Below are 15244 nucleotides of genomic sequence, written 5' to 3' on the forward strand. Positions count from 1 at the left end.
TGCGTAAGGCGGGGGGCATGAGCGACGAACCCCGCAGCAATACCCCCTCCTACACCTACGAGCAGGCAGGTGTTTCGATCGAAGCGGGCAATGCGCTCGTCAAGGCGATCGGTCCGTTGGTGAAGGCGACAATGCGCCCCGGCGCTGATGGCGAAATCGGTGGTTTCGGTGGCTTCTTCGACCCCAAGGCTGCCGGGTACAAGGACCCGCTGCTGGTCGCGGGCAATGACGGGGTGGGCACCAAGCTCAAGCTCGCCATCGACACCGGGCGGCACGATACGGTCGGCATCGACCTCGTCGCCATGTGCGTCAACGATCTCATCGTACAGGGCGCGGAGCCGCTGTTTTTCCTGGACTATTTCGCCACTGGCAAGCTGGAGAACGGCGTTGCCGAACGCGTCATCGCGGGGATCGCCGAAGGCTGCAAGATGGCCGGTTGCGCGCTGATCGGCGGCGAAACGGCGGAAATGCCCGGTATGTATGCCGCAGGTGACTACGACCTTGCCGGCTTCTGCGTCGGCGCCGTGGAACGTGGCGAACAATTGACCGGCGAACGCGTCGCGCCTGGACACGTATTACTCGGCCTCGCCAGCTCGGGTGTGCATTCCAACGGCTATTCGCTGGTGCGCCGACTCGCGACGGACAAGGGCTGGAAGCTCGACCGCCCCGCCCTGTTCGACCAGGAGCGCCTGCTGGTCGATGCGCTGATCGAGCCGACGAAGATTTATGTGAGGAGCCTGCTTCCGGTCGTGCGCGACGGGCTGGTCGATGCGCTGGCCCATATAACCGGGGGCGGACTGCTGGAGAACATCCCGCGTGTCCTGCCGCAGGGGGCACATGCCGAAGTCGATGCCGACGCGTGGGATCAGCCCGGGTTGATGGCCTTCCTCCAGGCGCAGGGCAATATCGAGCCTGCCGAGATGGCCCGCACCTTTAACTGCGGCGTAGGCATGGTGCTGGCGGTCGAACCTGCCAAGGCCGAGATTGTTCGTTCGCGGCTCGAGGACGCGGGCGAAACCGTTCTCTCGGTCGGTCGGATCGTCGAGGGGCCGAAGGGCTGCACCGTACGCGGATCGGCGGACACCTGGTCGGCACGTGAGGACTGGTCGGCGACGCATAATGCCTGATCGTGTCCGCGTAGCTGTCTTCGTGTCCGGCAAGGGCACGAACATGGCCGCGCTGCTCTATGCCAGCCGCCTCCCCGACAGCCCCTACGAACTGGTGCTGGTCGCTTCGAACGACCCGGCGGCCGGCGCGCTGGCCTTGGCTGCGGGTGAAGGCGTTGCCACATTCGCGCTTTCCCACAAGGGCATGCAGCGCGCCGATCACGATGTGGCAATGGAGGCCGCAGCGAAGAAAGCCGGAGCGGATTACATCGCGCTGGCCGGATATATGCGGATCCTGTCGCCCGAGTTCGTGCGCCGCTGGGAAGGGCGACTGCTCAACATCCACCCTTCGCTGCTGCCGAAATATCCCGGACTCGACACGCACACCCGCGCCATCGCGGCGGGCGATAGCCATGCCGGAACCACGGTACATCTGGTGACCGAGGATCTCGACGCGGGCGAGGCCCTGGGGCAGGTTGCGGTGGCGATCCAGCCCGAGGACACACCCGAGACGCTGGCCGAGCGCGTCCGCATCGCCGAGCACCAGCTCTATCCGCGGGTGCTGGCCGATTACGTCATGCGAGAGAACGATCCCGCATGGCTGCTTGAACGCGTCCGCCAACTCGCTCTCGCCCTGCCTGAAACGCACGAGCGCGAAAGCCACGGGTCGCCCGGCTGGCGCGCGGGAAGCGAGAAATCGGGCAAGTTCTTCGCCTATTTCGCCGACCAGCATCACGGCACGCCCCATGTGTCGCTACTTGTCAAATGCAGCAGCATGGACGAGCTCGAAGGCCTCGTCGAAGCGCAGCCGCATGCCTACCACAAGCCGGCCTATTACGGGGCCAGCGGATGGATCGGGATAATCCTCAATCGGCCAGGGGTGGATTGGGACGCGATTGCGGACTGGCTGCACCGCAGTTGGCGACTAATTGCCCCAAGCAGGCTGACAAGGCTTCTCGACGCGGCCGATGCGTTCTAGGGTGCCCCAATGGGTCGCTCGATACTATTCTACGCCGTCGCGGCGCTTGTCCTCGTCATCGTGGCGAGCAATGCCGACGAAATCGAAGGTCGCCAGAGCGAGGCGAGCATGGGGGAAACATTGCTGGTGATCGGGGGCGTGCTTGTCTTCGTGCTCCTGTCGCGACTGTTAATCTCCCGTCTATTCACCCGTTCCGAAGGCCGCGAGTGAACGCACCCCCACGCCCGCACCCCTTTGCCCGCTCGCGGGTGGCGGAGCTGGCGGGACGCGCGGTAGAGGCGATGTGGGAACGCGGGCTGACCGAAAAGCCGCCGCTCGATCCCGAATACCTTTGGCAGATCGGCGCTCGAGGTTTCACCGAAGACGACGAACGCTCGATCCGTAGCCCGGCGGAGGTCACGGATTTTCACGAACGGCTCGACCTGCTTTGCCACAGCCTGCGTGAAGAGGCGGACCTCAACCCGCTGGGCCACACCATGGCCTATGGCCAGCTCACCGCAGCCATCCGCAAGCGCCATGCACTGGGCCGTTACTGGCGCGTGAATCCAGCCGTTGCGGATACCACGATCGCGGCGCCGATCATCGTTGTCGGGCAGATGCGCGCGGGCACCACGCGCATCCACCGGCTACTCGCGGCCGACCCGCACCATGCCGGCACGCGCTTCTGCAACAGCCACGATCCCGTGCCACGCCGCCCGGACCTGCGCCCGGTGAAAATCGCGCTGGGCCTGGCCATCGCACGCAGGATCAACCCCTGGCTCGACACGTTGCATCCATTCGGCGCCACCCGTGTCGACGAGGAGCTGGGCTGGCTGGCCGGGGCGCTGGATGCTTGTGCCTACGAAGCGCAATGGCGCATCCCCAGCTATGTGGCATTCAGCGAAGCCCGCGATGCGAGCGCAATCTACACCGAATTCGCACACATCCTGCGTACCGATGCCGCCGTCATGGGCGACGCGCACCGGCCGCGCGTGCTCAAGTGCCCGCAGTTCTCCGAAGACCTGCCCGCCCTGCTCGCACAGTTCCCCGAAGCTCGACTGGTAGTGACGCATCGCGACCATGCGGAGGTACTCAACAGTTCGGTTTCGATGGTCGCGAGCCAGATGGCCTTCCAGAGCGACCACGCCGACCTGGCTGCGCTCCAGGCAGAATGGCGACGAAAACTGGCGCTGCGCGAAGCGCGGATCGAAGCCGCGCTGGAGGGCTTCGATGGCCCGCTTGCGCGGGTCGATTTCGCCGGCCTCAGCACGGATTGGCATCGCGAGATCGCCCGGATCTATGCAACGCTCGGCCTTGACCTCACAGCTTCGGCGGTAGCCGCAATGGAGCGCGAAATGGGTCGCGCAGAGAGCGACCCGCACCACGCACACCGCGGCCAGATGGCCGATTTCGCCTGATCATCAGGCCTTCTTGCCGATCCCCGGGATGAACGCCCCCACCGACTTACGGTATTCCGCATACTGGTCCCCGAAGAGATTCATCAGGTCGCGCTCCTCATGCGCGATCCCGATCATGATGTAGATCGTCATGCCGACCGCAAACAACAGGTGGCCATAAGTCATGGTCGCAGTGGCCCAGAAGGCGAGAAAGAAGCCGGCATAGATCGGGTGCCGCACCAGCTTGTAGAACATGGGCGTACGCATGACCGGCGCGCTCGGCTGCGAACCGCGCAGGTTAAGCCAGGCCTGCTGCAGGCCGAACAGCTCGAAGTGGTTGATCAACCAGGTTGAAATGAAGACAATGCCGAAACCGGCCCAGAACAGACCGTTCATGATCGCCTGTCCCAATTCGCCCTCGATCCTCCAAAGGGTGCCCTCGATCGGGTGCCAGCCGGCAAACAGGATGACGAGCGCGGCCACGGTTGCGAGGCAATAGACACTCCGCTCCATCGCGGCAGGAATGATCTTGGTGATCCGGGCCTTGAAGCCCGGTCGCGCCATGACCGAATGCTGCAGGCCGAACAGGGCAATCAGCGCGATGTCGATTATCACCGATTGCAGTGGCGGGGCTGCGCCTCCCTTATCGAGATGCGTCGGCATGAAAGCGAATTCGCCCACGAAGCCGACCAGGTACAGGAATGCGCCGAAGAATGCGAAGTAGACGGCAACCGAAATCGCCATAACCAGTGCCCGCACCATAGTGTCCTCCTCAAAAGAACGTGCGACCCGGTCTCTCCTCAAGAGCTACGTCATACCGCAATTCGATAGCGTGACCAATTTCTGACAGGAAACTTATCCCGGATGCGAAAACGGGCGCGCCCCCAGCGGAGCACGCCCGTATCACGTTGATCCGAAGTTCGCTTAGCCGACGATTTCTTCGGGCTTGAAGAAGAAGTCGATCTCGATCTTGGCGTTCTCGTCGCTGTCCGAACCGTGGACGGTGTTCTCACCGATCGACAGGGCGTAGGTCTTGCGAATGGTACCTTCGGCGGCGTCGGCCGGGTTGGTTGCGCCCATGATGTCGCGATTGCGGGTCACGGCATCTTCGCCTTCGAGGACCTGCACCACCACTGGTTCGCTCATCATGAAATCGCACAGTTCGCCGAAGAAAGGGCGTTCCTTGTGCACCGCGTAGAAGCCTTCGGCCTGTTCGCGGGTCATGTGGATGCGCTTCGACGCCACGACGCGCAGGCCGGCCTCTTCCAGCATCTTGGTGACCGCGCCGGTCAGGTTGCGGCGGGTGGCATCGGGCTTGATGATCGAAAAGGTGCGGGTAACCGCCATGAGAATTATCCTTGCAGATGGGGGAAATTGTTGCGCGCGCCCCTAGCGCTGCACAGGCGCGCGGGCAAGTACGAAGCGTTCGGCGCCGTGGGGCTATTTCAGGCCTTGGGTCAGCGTCAGCTGTACCGCAGTCTTGTCGCCGCTGCGACTGGCCATGGCTGAGAAGGCAAGCCCGTCCTTACCCTCGCCCGCAATCGTGGTTGATTCGCCCGTCGGAATACTGACGGTTACCTCTATCCCTGCCGCCTCCGCCTGTTTGCGATAGAAGGCGATCACCTCCTCGACCGGCGCGTCCCCCTGCAAGGTCAGGAGAACGAAGCTTCCCCCATCGCGCTCGACATGGGTGTTGTTGAGCACCTTGAACCCGGGCGCAATTGAGAAGCCCTGTGGTAGCTCGACCGGCACTTGCTCGCCGGCGCGCAGCGTGGTCACGGTGCCATCCTGGTCGGTAATCGACGCTTTGGTCTCGCCGCCGTCGATTTCATAGGTCCCGACCCTGTCACCGTCTTCATCGGTCAGTGTCCCCTCGTTCGAGGAACCGCAGGCAGCAAGGGCCAAAGACAATGACAGCAAGGCGATACGGCGCATGGTGGTCCTCCGCACTTCCCGGACAGGCTAGCGTTCAAGCCCCTTCGCGCCAACCGCCTGTCTCATCCTGTTTGAAGATGCGGTTGTCGATTGCTTCGTCCGCTGCGAAGCGACGCCAAAGCTGGGCAGCACCGTCACGCGCCGCTGCGTCGAACAGCAGCAACACGCGCGAGAACGCCAGAGCTTCGTCACGCCACTGCCCGTCAGCGATGATCGCCATGCCGGCGTCATTGGTTGCCACCGCGCTGTCCGAAAGGAGAATTGGCTGGCGCGCATCGTCTGGGCTCCCGGCCATTCCATGGGCGAGGAAGGCTGCGCCATCCTGCGCCCACAGCACCCGAGACAGCGCTTCGCGCTGGCTAGGATCGCCCGATACGACCAGCAGCCGCTCGCCCGCCTGGATCACCTTGCGGGCGAGTTTCGCCACGGTGATGTCGACGGGGTCGCGACTGAGCTGGTAGAAATCGACGCGGGTCATGGCTGGCCTACCGCTGTGCCTCCCGGGGCCCGGTCAGCTTTCAACCGTATCGGCAATCAGGCGGTCCATCAGGCGCACACCATAACCAGTCGCGCCCTTGCCCCAAGTCTGGCCGGGCTTGTCCGACCACACCGTGCCGGCAATGTCGCAATGCGCCCAAGGCGTGCCATCGGCGATGAAGCGCTGGAGGAATTGCGCCGCCGTGATCGAACCCGCGCCCTTGTCGCCAATGTTCTTCATGTCGGCGATTGGGCTGTCGATCAGCTTGTCGTAGGCCGCACCCAGCGGCATGCGCCAGAGCTTGTCGCCGGTGGCGAGACCCGCCTCGAGCAGCTGGTTTGCGAGCGTATCGTCGTTGGAGAACATGCCGCCGTGCTCATTGCCCAGCGCGATGATCATCGCGCCGGTCAGCGTAGCAAAATCGATCACCCGTGCGGGCTGGAACTCTTCCTGCGCCCAATGCAGCGCGTCGGCCAGCACCAACCGCCCCTCTGCATCGGTGTTCAGCACTTCGATGGTCTGACCCGACATCGAGGTGACGACGTCACCCGGGCGCTGTGCCTTGCCGTCGGGCATGTTCTCGACCAGGCCCATGATGCCGACGACATTGGCCTTGGCCTTGCGACCGACCAACGCCAGCATGGCACCGGCGACTGCGCCTGCGCCGCCCATGTCCCACTTCATGTCCCACATGCCCGGCCCTGGCTTGATGCTGATGCCGCCGGTGTCGAATGTCACGCCCTTGCCAACGAAGGCAGTCGGCTTGTCGCCCGGATTGCCGCCGTTCCAGACGATCGCGAGGATGCGCGATTCACGCTCCGAGCCGAGCCCGACACCAAGCAGCGAACCCATGCCCAGCTTTTCCATCGCGGCTTCATCGAGCACCACCAGATGCGCGCCGGTACCTTCGAAACGCGCACGGCAACGATCAACGAAGCTTTCAGGATAGATAATGTTGGCCGGTTCGGTGACCAGTTCACGAGCGAATTCGACGCCAGCGACCACATGCGCGGCTTCGGCCCAGGCCGCTTCGGCCGCCTTGGGCGCACCGACCACCGTCGCGGTTTCCAGCGTGACCTTCTGTTCGTCCTTCATGCGGGTGCGATAGATGTCGTAGCGCCAGTTGCGCAGGCGCAGACCGGTCAACACCGAGGCGAGTTCCGCCGCCGAGTGATTGCTGTCGGCTACTTCGAGCACAAGTTCGGTCTCGCCCGAACTCTGATATTTGCCCGCCAGGGCGGCGCCCGCCTTCTCAAGGTTGATCGCGCGCGCATCATCGCCCTTGTCGCCTGCCCCAACCAGCGCGATCCGGACGATCGCGCCATCGCGCTCCGCAAAACCTTCGAACAACTGCCCCGCGTTGCCCTTGAAGCGCGCCGCCGCAGCTCCTTCGACAAGCGCACGCTCGAGACTTTCGGGAAGCTTGCCCTTGTCGACGACATAGGCAAGAAGGCGCGCCGTTTGCGGACGGGTCTGACTAAACTGGATGTGCATGGGATCTCCCGAATTTATGGCTAGGGGCAACGCGCCCGTACATGGCGCCGCCCGTCGGATGGCGATTGCGATTAGGCGTGGCCGGTGCGATAGGCAAGGCATGCTCCTGCCCGCCGAGACAGCTATTTCAGCCAGCCGGCTGGTCGCACGCTCCTTCGTTCTTGCCGTTACGCTTGCGGGCAGCGCGCCGCTGGCCGCACAGGCCACTGGCGACGCGACGGTAGCCGAGGATCCGCCCGAAACAGCCGATACTTCGCTGATTGCCGAGCTGGGTCGCGAAATCGCTTTCGAGGCGGACATCCTCGGATATGATTCGGATGCAGACGTGGTCACCGCTACGGGCAATGTTGTGCTGCGCAGCGGCGATCGTTCGCTGCGGGCCGATTCGGTCAGCTGGAACCGTGGCTCGGGAATCATCCTGGCCGAAGGGCGGGTTCGTTTCGTCGACGAAAACGGCAATCAGCTGTTCTCCGATCGAATCGAGCTGACCGACCAGTTCGAAGCCGGGGCGATGGACAACCTCCTGTTCGCGCTGCGGCAGGGCGGTCGTCTCGCCGCCAATCGCGGCATGCGCGAAAGCGATGGGACGGTCACGCTGAGCGAGGCCGCCTATTCGGGTTGTTCGGTGGTCGACCCGAAGGGCTGCCCCAAGGATCCGAGCTGGCGGATCACCGCCCAGCGGGTGATCTATGATCCGACCCGGCGCCGGATCAGTTTTCGCGGTGCCTTCCTCGAATTGTTCGGCCTCCGCCTACTGCCACTTCCAGGCCTGGCCGTGCGAACCGATGGCGGCGCAGTGTCGGGCTTCCTGGTTCCTGACCTGCGGGTGTCGGAAAGCAACGGGGTGGAAGTCAGCGGCAGCTATTACGTCCGGCTGGGCGACAACAAGGACCTGACGCTCACTACCCACCTTTATACCGAAGCCGCCCCGCTGGTTGCCGCCCAGTGGCGTCACCTGGCCGACAAGGGCGCGTACCAGATCACCGGCTACGTCACGCATAGTCGGCGCATTTCGGACTTCACTGGACTGGACACGAGCGAAAAGGACCTGCGCGGCTACATCTTCGCCAACGGCAAGTTCCAGTTCGACCCACAGTGGAGCCTGACCGGCTCGATCCGCCGCGCTTCGGACAGGACTTTCCTGCGCCGCTACGACATCAGTCGCGACGACCGGTTACGCTCGACGCTCAATCTCGAGCGGATCGACGACAATAGCTATCTATCGATCGCCGGCTGGGCGACGCAGACCCTGCGCCTGAACCAGCCGCAGGGCGAAGTCCCCGTGGCTTTGCCGGTGATCGACTACCGCCGACGGATCGAAGACCCAGTGCTGGGCGGCAAGGTCGAACTGCAGGCCAATACACTGGCGATCACCCGCGACATCGGCCAGGACACCCAGCGTGCCTTCGCCCGCGCGCAGTGGGACCTCAGCCGGGTTACCGGTCTCGGCCAGGTGGTAACGATCACCGGCCTGCTGCGCGGCGACGTCTATCACTCCGACGAGAACCTCGCGACCGCGACCCCCTCCTATCGCGGCGATGCCGGGTGGGAAGGGCGCGCCGTGGCCTTGGGCGCATTCGACGTGCAGTGGCCCTTCGTCGGCGAGTTCCTCGGCGGGGAGCAGGTCTTTACCCCACGCGTCCAGCTGGTCGCCACTCCGCCGATCCGCAACCTGGCCATCCCCAACGAGGATGCCCGTGCGATCGATCTGGAAGATTCGAACCTGTTCGCGCTCAGCCGCTTCCCGGGTTATGACCGGGTCGAAGATGGCGCCCGGGCTACCTATGGTTTCGATTGGCAGCTGCGAATTCCCGACTGGGAGATCAAGACCACGCTCGGCCAGTCCTATCGTCTGTCCTCCAAGGACGACATCCTGCCCGACGGAACCGGCCTGTCCGAGAAGTTCTCGGACCTGGTTGGGCGCACGGAGGTTCGCTACAAGGATTTCGTCAAGTTCACCCATCGTTTCCGCCTCGACAAGGATAACCTTGCGATCCGGCGCAGCGAAGTCGATGCGACGGTCGGGACCAATCGCACCTACGTCGAGCTGGGCTATCTGCGGCTGAACCGCGATATTACGCAAGTCGAGGATCTCCAGGATCGCGAGGAACTGCGCGGCGCGGTCCGCATCGCCTTTGCCAATTACTGGTCGCTGTTCGGATCGGGAGTATTCAATCTTACCGACAGACGGGAAGACCCGATGCTGACGTCCGACGGTTTCGATCCGATCCGCACCCGACTGGGTATCGCCTATTCCGACGATTGCCTCGAGATGGGCCTGACCTGGCGGCGCGACTACATCACATCGGGTGACGCACGGCGCGGCGACACCTTCCAGCTCTACTTCAATCTGCGAAATCTGGGCTTTCGCTGAGTAGCGACCGTTGGCAGTTTCCGGCAAACGCGCTATCCGCCGCGGCTCAATCAGCTCCGGTTAAGCCGCAAGGCGGCAATTGCCGGCATCTTATCGGGCGCGCCTGGCGTGCCGCAACTGGGTATCACACGTGAGCGGACACCGGATTTCCAAGTTTATCTCCCTCGCTGCGGTGGCAGGCCTTGCTCTGTCGCCCATCGCCGGGCTCGCGCAGAATGCGGCCAATCCTCTTGGCATTCCCGACAATATCAACCTCCTCGGCAGCGCCAATCCCAACGTCCGCAAGGCGACTGCAGTGGTCAACGGTTTCGTGATCACCGGAACCGACGTGGACCAGCGTACCGCATTGCTCGTCGCGGCAAACCAGCAGGAACTGAGTCCCGAAGACCTAGAGCGGGTGAAGATGCAGGTGCTGCGCAACCTGATCGACGAGACGCTGCAGATTCAGGCCGCCGAAACGCAGGAAATCGAGATCGATCAGGCCGAAATCGATCAGACCTATGTCCGCATCGCGGCGCAGAACTTCGAACAGCGTCCAGCTGCGATGGACGAATATCTGCGTTCGATCGGATCTTCGCCCAGCTCGCTCAAGCGCCAGATCCATGGCGAATTGGCATGGCAGCGTCTCCAGCGCCGCCTGTTCGCGCCTTTCGTCAATGTCTCGACCGAAGAGGTCAATGACCTGATCAAACGCCTCGAGGCAAGTCGCGGGACCGATGAGTATCGCCTTGGCGAGATCTACATGTCGGCGACGCCTGAATCCGCAGCCGAGGTGGAGGGCAACGCGCAGAAGATTGTCGAACAGTTGCGTCAGGGCGGCAGTTTCGTCGCCTATGCTCGCCAGTTTTCCGAAGCTTCGACAGCGGCGGTCGGAGGCGACCTCGGCTGGATCGCATTGGGCCAGCTGAAGAACTCGACGCTGGAAACGGTCGTCCGCGAAATGACCCCCGGCCAGTTGGTCGGTCCGATTGCGATTCCCGGCGGCTTTTGGATCGGCTTGCTGATCGACAAGCGGCAGGTCCTCATGGCCGACCCGCGCGACGCACTCCTCTCGCTCAAGCAGATCCAGATCGATTTTGCACCGGATTCTTCGCAGGATGCGCGGAACCAGCAGCTCGAAACCTTCCTCTCCGGCGTGGAACAACTGCGCGGTTGCGGCGAGGCCGAATCGGGCGCCGCGGCACTGGGCGCAACAGTGGTAGCCAACGACCAGATCGCCGTCCGCGCTCTCCCGGAACAGCTCCAGTCGATCCTGCTGCAGATGCAGGTGGGGCAGATCACCCCGCCCTTCGGTTCCTTCGAAGAAGGCGTGCGCGTGCTGATGCTGTGCGGACGCGACGATCCGCAAGCCGCGAGCGGTCCGAATTTCGACCAGCTCATGGGTCAGCTCGAAGAAGAGCGTATCCAGAAGCGCGCCCAGCGTTACCTGCGCGACCTGCGCAACGACGCCTACATCGAGTATAATTGACGGACGCCGTGGCTTCCCTCGCGGTATCGCTGGGCGACCCGGCGGGGATCGGGCCCGAAATCATCGTCGAAAGCTGGGCGCGGCGCGAAGCTGCCGGGCTGGCTCCCTTTTTCGTGATCGGCGGCGCGGGCGTGCTGGCACAGGCGGCGCTTGCGCGCGGCATAGCGGTGCGGGTCGAGCGCATCGTCGACCCCGCCCATGCCGCCAATGTCTTCCAACACGCCTTGCCCGTCCTGGGAATCGAGGATTGCTCCTATACGCCGGGGGAACCCGACCGGACCGGCGCGGCTCTTGCGCTCCATTCGCTCGAAGTCGGTACGCGGTTAGCACGCGAAGGCAGGGCCGGAGCCGTGGTTACGGCCCCCATCGCCAAGGCCGAACTGGCAAAGGTCGGCTTTGGCTTCCCCGGCCAGACAGAGTTCCTCGCGGCCGCCTGCGGGCATGAAGAGCGCGACGCGGTGATGATGCTCGCAGGACCGAGCCTGCGCGCCGTCCCGCTGACCGTCCACTGCGCCCTTTCCGAAGTACCGGGCATGCTGACCCGAGAGCTGATCGAGCACCGGGCGCGGATCGTCGCAGCGACGCTCAACCGCGATTTCGGCATTGGCCGGCCTCGCCTTGCAGTCTGCGGACTCAATCCGCACGCGGGCGAAGGCGGAAGGTTCGGGGACGAGGAACTACGGATCATCTACCCCGCAATCGAGGCACTTCGCGCCGAGGGCCTCGACCTCACCGGACCGCATCCCGCCGACGCATTGTTCACGCCTCGCGGGCGGGCAACCTATGACGTGGCCCTGGCGATGTATCACGACCAGGCCCTCGTCCCGCTCAAGGCGCTCGACTTTGACGAGGGGGTAAACGTGACGCTCGGCCTGCCGATCGTGCGAACCAGTCCCGACCACGGCACTGCCTTCGGCATCGCGGGCAAAGGCATCGCCGATCCGGGCGCGATGATCGCGGCACTGCGCATGGCTGGCGAGATTGCAGCACGGCGCGCGGCGCATGGCTGACCTTCCTCCGCTGCGCGAAGTCATCGCCCGCCATGGTCTCAGTGCGTCGAAGGCGCTGGGACAGAACTTCCTGTTCGACGAGCAGTTGCTCGATCGCATCGCGGCCATTCCCGGTGACCTCGCAGGCAAGCAGGTGCTTGAAGTCGGGCCCGGCCCGGGGGGACTGACCCGCGCCCTGTTGCGCGCCGGTGCGCGCGTAACCGCGATCGAGATGGACCGTCGCTGCCTTCCCGCACTCGCGGAACTGGGAGAGGCTTTCCCCGGGCAGTTACGCGTGGTGGAGGGCGACGCACTCAAACTCGACCACGGCGAGCTGATGGGGGGCGAGCCTTTCGCGGTTCTGTCCAACCTGCCCTACAATGTTGGAACGGCACTTTTCGTCCGTTGGCTCGGCGGTGAAAGCTGGCCGCCGCAATGGACCAGCCTGACGCTGATGTTCCAGCAGGAAGTTGCCCAGCGCATCGTGGCTGCTCCAGATGCCTCCGCGTACGGCAGGCTCGCGGTTCTGGCCCAGTGGCGCGGGCAAGCGCGATTGGCAATGAAGGTCCACCGTAGCGCTTTCACTCCGCCGCCCAAAGTGATGAGCGCCATTGTCCACGTCGCCCCAGGCACGATGCCCGAGGGAGTCTCTGCCCGCACCCTGGAGCGCCTGACCGAAGCGGCCTTTGGCCAGCGCCGCAAGATGCTGCGCCAGAGCCTCAAGGGCATTCCCGGTGCGGTCGAGGCGGCGCAGACGATCGGGATCGATCCGCAGCGGCGGGCTGAAACGGTCAGCGTTGCCGAATTTGTCGAGCTGGCTCGCGCGCTCAGCTAGCCTTCTTCACCCGTCTCCACGCATGGAGCAGCGGTTCGGTATAACCGCTCGGCTGTTCGACACCCTTGAAGATCAGATCCTTCGCCGCGCTGAACGCCGCGCCGCCCTCATTTTCGAGCAGCGGTTCGTAGAATGGGTCGCCCGCATTCTGTTGGTCGACCTTGGCAGCCATCCGGCGCAGTGAATCCATCACCTGATCCTCGCTGATCACACCGTGGAGCAGCCAATTGGCGATGTGCTGGCTGGAGATGCGCAGCGTCGCGCGGTCTTCCATCAGGCCGACGTCGTTGATGTCGGGCACCTTGGAGCAGCCCACACCCTGATCGATCCAGCGCACCACATAGCCGAGCAGGCCCTGGCAATTGTTGTCGAGCTCTTCGCGGATCTCGTCTTCCGACCAGTTCACGCCGTCGGCCAGCGGAATGGTCAACAGTTCGTCGAGCGGCGGAACCTCTCCGAGGCCCTTCTGCACCGCGAACACGTCCTCGCGATGGTAATGGATCGCGTGCAGCGTCGCCGCAGTCGGGCTCGGCACCCAGGCCGTGTTGGCGCCGGCGCGCAGATGGCCGATCTTTTCGACCATCATCTGGCCCATCAGGTCGGGCGCGGCCCACATGCCCTTGCCGATCTGCGCACGGCCCGAAAGGCCATGGCGCAGGCCGATGCCAACATTGCGCTTCTCATAGGCTGTAAGCCATGCAGAGGTCTTCATCGCGCCCTTGCGCAGCATCGGGCCCGCCTGCATCGAGGTGTGGATCTCGTCACCCGTGCGGTCGAGGAAGCCGGTGTTGATGAAGACGATCCGGTCCTTCACCGCGTGGATGCAGGCACCGAGATTGGCCGAAGTGCGGCGCTCCTCGTCCATCACGCCGACCTTGATCGTATGCCGCGGCAGGCCGAGCAGGTCCTCCACCGCATTGAACAGATCGTTGGTGAAACCGCATTCCTCCGGCCCGTGCATCTTGGGCTTCACAATATAGATCGAGCCGCAGCGGCTGTTGCCGTACCTGCCAAGCCCCGCGACGTCATGCGCGCCAATCGCACTGGTGACGACCGCGTCCATGATGCCTTCGGGGATTTCCTTGCCGTCCCAGCGCATCGCCGGATTGCTCATCAGGTGGCCGACATTGCGCACAAACAGCAGGCTGCGACCGGGCAGACTGTGCGAAACACCGTCCTTGTCGGTATAGGTCTTGTCCGCTTCGAGCGCGCGGGTCAGCGTCTTGCCACCCTTCTCGAAGCTTTCCTGCAAATCGCCGCGCATCACGCCCAGCCAGTTGCGATAGGCAGCCAGCTTGTCTTCCGCGTCGACCGCGGCAACCGAATCTTCGCAGTCGCAGATGGTAGTCAGTGCAGCTTCGAGGACGATGTCTGAAATACCCGCCTTGTCGGTGCGCCCGACGGGGTGTTCACGGTCGAACTGCACTTCGATGTGGAGACCATTCTGGCGGAACAGCAGGCCCTTTTCGGTCTTGCCGACATACTGGCTCTCGTCCTGCAGTTTCCCGTCGTGCTCGTCGGCCAGATCGGCCCAGCTCTGGCCAACCAGCGGCAGTGCCTCGTCGAGGAATTTGCGCCCTGCCGCGATCACCGCAGCACCGCGCTCCTCGTCATAGCCGCCGGGACGTGCCGGCGGCGCATCAAGCGCGTCGGTGCCATAGAAAGCATCGTAGAGGCTGCCCCAGCGCGCATTCGCCGCGTTGAGGAGGAAGCGCGCGTTGAGGATCGGCACCACCAGCTGTGGGCCGGCCATAGTGGCGATCTCGGAATCGACGTTCTGGGTGCCGATGGCGAAGTCGCCCGGCTCGGGGACGAGATAGCCGATCTCGCGCAGGAAGGCCTGGTATTCGCCCTGGTCGATCGGCGCGCCCTTGCGTGCCTTGTGCCAATCATCGATCTGGGCCTGGAGGTCGTCTCGCTTGGTCAGAAGCGCGGCATTGCGCGGGGCAAAGCTGCCAAGCAGCGCGGCAAAACCCTGCCAGAACGCGTCGACATCACGGCCGAGCGGCGCAAGCACCTCGGTCTCGATGAAAGTAGCCAGGGCAGGATCGGTCTCGATCCCGGCGCGCGTCACATATTCGGTCATGGAACTCCTCTTGGATCAGGCGAACGGCAATGTCGGTCCCGGGGAGGAGTGGCCTCCCATACCAAGCATCCACCGCTTTGCAACCTCGCCAAGGGCCCGGGGGTGGACTCATTGCACGCCTCGG

14 protein-coding genes are annotated in these 15244 nt (G+C 64.0%); 8 read left to right on the plus strand and 6 right to left on the minus strand.

Annotated elements, in window-relative coordinates:
• Positions 1–17 precede the first annotated feature (17 nt).
• Genes purM through HQR01_RS02505 form a run of 4 tightly spaced genes read left to right on the plus strand, consistent with a single transcriptional unit; the run spans position 18 to position 3482 of the window.
• Positions 18–1127, plus strand: coding sequence for a phosphoribosylformylglycinamidine cyclo-ligase (purM, locus tag HQR01_RS02490; protein WP_173212255.1), 1110 nt, complete (start codon positions 18–20; stop codon positions 1125–1127).
• Entirely contained in the window at positions 1120–2085 is a 966-nt protein-coding gene (purN, locus tag HQR01_RS02495) for a phosphoribosylglycinamide formyltransferase (RefSeq protein ID WP_173212257.1), read from the plus strand. Before purM ends, purN begins: the two co-directional genes overlap by 8 nt.
• A gap of 9 nt (positions 2086–2094) precedes the next feature.
• Positions 2095–2295, plus strand: a complete 201-nt coding sequence (locus HQR01_RS02500; RefSeq protein ID WP_173212259.1) for a hypothetical protein — start codon at positions 2095–2097, stop codon at positions 2293–2295.
• On the plus strand, positions 2292–3482 hold the full coding sequence (locus tag HQR01_RS02505; protein WP_173212261.1) for a sulfotransferase family protein: 1191 nt from the start codon (positions 2292–2294) through the stop codon (positions 3480–3482). The genes HQR01_RS02500 and HQR01_RS02505 overlap by 4 nt, the downstream gene beginning before the upstream one ends.
• Before the next feature lie 3 nt (positions 3483–3485).
• Here HQR01_RS02505 and mddA read toward each other — a convergent pair whose 3' ends face one another.
• The 5 genes from mddA to HQR01_RS02530 all read right to left on the minus strand — a co-directional run bounded on the left by mddA (position 3486) and on the right by HQR01_RS02530 (position 7368).
• A complete protein-coding gene (mddA, locus tag HQR01_RS02510; RefSeq protein ID WP_234030226.1) occupies positions 3486–4223 on the minus strand; it encodes a methanethiol S-methyltransferase in 738 nt (245 codons plus the stop codon).
• A gap of 162 nt (positions 4224–4385) precedes the next feature.
• Entirely contained in the window at positions 4386–4808 is a 423-nt protein-coding gene (gene ndk / locus HQR01_RS02515) for a nucleoside-diphosphate kinase (protein ID WP_173212263.1), read from the minus strand.
• A gap of 93 nt (positions 4809–4901) precedes the next feature.
• Positions 4902–5396, minus strand: a complete 495-nt coding sequence (locus tag HQR01_RS02520) for a hypothetical protein (protein WP_173212265.1) — start codon at positions 5394–5396, stop codon at positions 4902–4904.
• A gap of 34 nt (positions 5397–5430) precedes the next feature.
• Positions 5431–5874: a DNA polymerase III subunit chi gene (locus HQR01_RS02525; protein WP_173212267.1), complete on the minus strand. Its 444-nt coding sequence runs from the start codon at positions 5872–5874 to the stop codon at positions 5431–5433.
• Positions 5875–5907: 33 nt separating this feature from the next.
• A complete protein-coding gene (locus tag HQR01_RS02530; protein ID WP_173212269.1) occupies positions 5908–7368 on the minus strand; it encodes a leucyl aminopeptidase in 1461 nt (486 codons plus the stop codon).
• Between the two features lie 100 nt (positions 7369–7468).
• Here HQR01_RS02530 and HQR01_RS02535 point away from each other — a divergent pair, with 100 nt between their 5' ends.
• The 4 genes from HQR01_RS02535 (at position 7469) to rsmA (ending at position 13034) form a co-directional block, all read left to right on the plus strand.
• A complete protein-coding gene (locus tag HQR01_RS02535; protein ID WP_173212271.1) occupies positions 7469–9742 on the plus strand; it encodes an LPS-assembly protein LptD in 2274 nt (757 codons plus the stop codon).
• A 172-nt stretch (positions 9743–9914) separates the two neighbouring features.
• Positions 9915–11210, plus strand: a complete 1296-nt coding sequence (locus HQR01_RS02540) for a peptidylprolyl isomerase (RefSeq protein ID WP_325064529.1) — start codon at positions 9915–9917, stop codon at positions 11208–11210.
• A gap of 8 nt (positions 11211–11218) precedes the next feature.
• Positions 11219–12220, plus strand: coding sequence for a 4-hydroxythreonine-4-phosphate dehydrogenase PdxA (pdxA, locus tag HQR01_RS02545; RefSeq protein WP_234030227.1), 1002 nt, complete (start codon positions 11219–11221; stop codon positions 12218–12220).
• Positions 12213–13034, plus strand: coding sequence for a 16S rRNA (adenine(1518)-N(6)/adenine(1519)-N(6))-dimethyltransferase RsmA (gene rsmA, locus HQR01_RS02550; protein ID WP_173212276.1), 822 nt, complete (start codon positions 12213–12215; stop codon positions 13032–13034). Before pdxA ends, rsmA begins: the two co-directional genes overlap by 8 nt.
• Here the strand turns inward: rsmA and HQR01_RS02555 are convergent.
• On the minus strand, positions 13027–15120 hold the full coding sequence (locus HQR01_RS02555; protein WP_173212278.1) for a malate synthase G: 2094 nt from the start codon (positions 15118–15120) through the stop codon (positions 13027–13029). The genes rsmA and HQR01_RS02555 overlap by 8 nt on opposite strands.
• Positions 15121–15244 lie beyond the last annotated feature (124 nt).

This window comes from Erythrobacter mangrovi, assembly GCF_013260645.1.
GTDB classification, from domain to species: Bacteria; Pseudomonadota; Alphaproteobacteria; order Sphingomonadales; family Sphingomonadaceae; genus Qipengyuania; species Qipengyuania mangrovi.

What these genes read in the sequence shown, in the direction of transcription:
- purM (WP_173212255.1), top strand. Translation starts at nt 18, where the DNA reads ATGAGCGACGAACCCCGCAGCAATACCCCCTCCTACACCTACGAGCAG.
- purN (WP_173212257.1), top strand. Translation starts at nt 1,120, where the DNA reads ATGCCTGATCGTGTCCGCGTAGCTGTCTTCGTGTCCGGCAAGGGCACG.
- HQR01_RS02500 (WP_173212259.1), top strand. Translation starts at nt 2,095, where the DNA reads ATGGGTCGCTCGATACTATTCTACGCCGTCGCGGCGCTTGTCCTCGTC.
- mddA (WP_234030226.1), bottom strand. Translation starts at nt 4,223, where the DNA reads ATGGTGCGGGCACTGGTTATGGCGATTTCGGTTGCCGTCTACTTCGCA.
- ndk (WP_173212263.1), bottom strand. Translation starts at nt 4,808, where the DNA reads ATGGCGGTTACCCGCACCTTTTCGATCATCAAGCCCGATGCCACCCGC.
- HQR01_RS02520 (WP_173212265.1), bottom strand. Translation starts at nt 5,396, where the DNA reads ATGCGCCGTATCGCCTTGCTGTCATTGTCTTTGGCCCTTGCTGCCTGC.
- HQR01_RS02525 (WP_173212267.1), bottom strand. Translation starts at nt 5,874, where the DNA reads ATGACCCGCGTCGATTTCTACCAGCTCAGTCGCGACCCCGTCGACATC.
- HQR01_RS02530 (WP_173212269.1), bottom strand. Translation starts at nt 7,368, where the DNA reads ATGCACATCCAGTTTAGTCAGACCCGTCCGCAAACGGCGCGCCTTCTT.
- HQR01_RS02535 (WP_173212271.1), top strand. Translation starts at nt 7,469, where the DNA reads ATGCTCCTGCCCGCCGAGACAGCTATTTCAGCCAGCCGGCTGGTCGCA.
- rsmA (WP_173212276.1), top strand. Translation starts at nt 12,213, where the DNA reads ATGGCTGACCTTCCTCCGCTGCGCGAAGTCATCGCCCGCCATGGTCTC.
- HQR01_RS02555 (WP_173212278.1), bottom strand. Translation starts at nt 15,120, where the DNA reads ATGACCGAATATGTGACGCGCGCCGGGATCGAGACCGATCCTGCCCTG.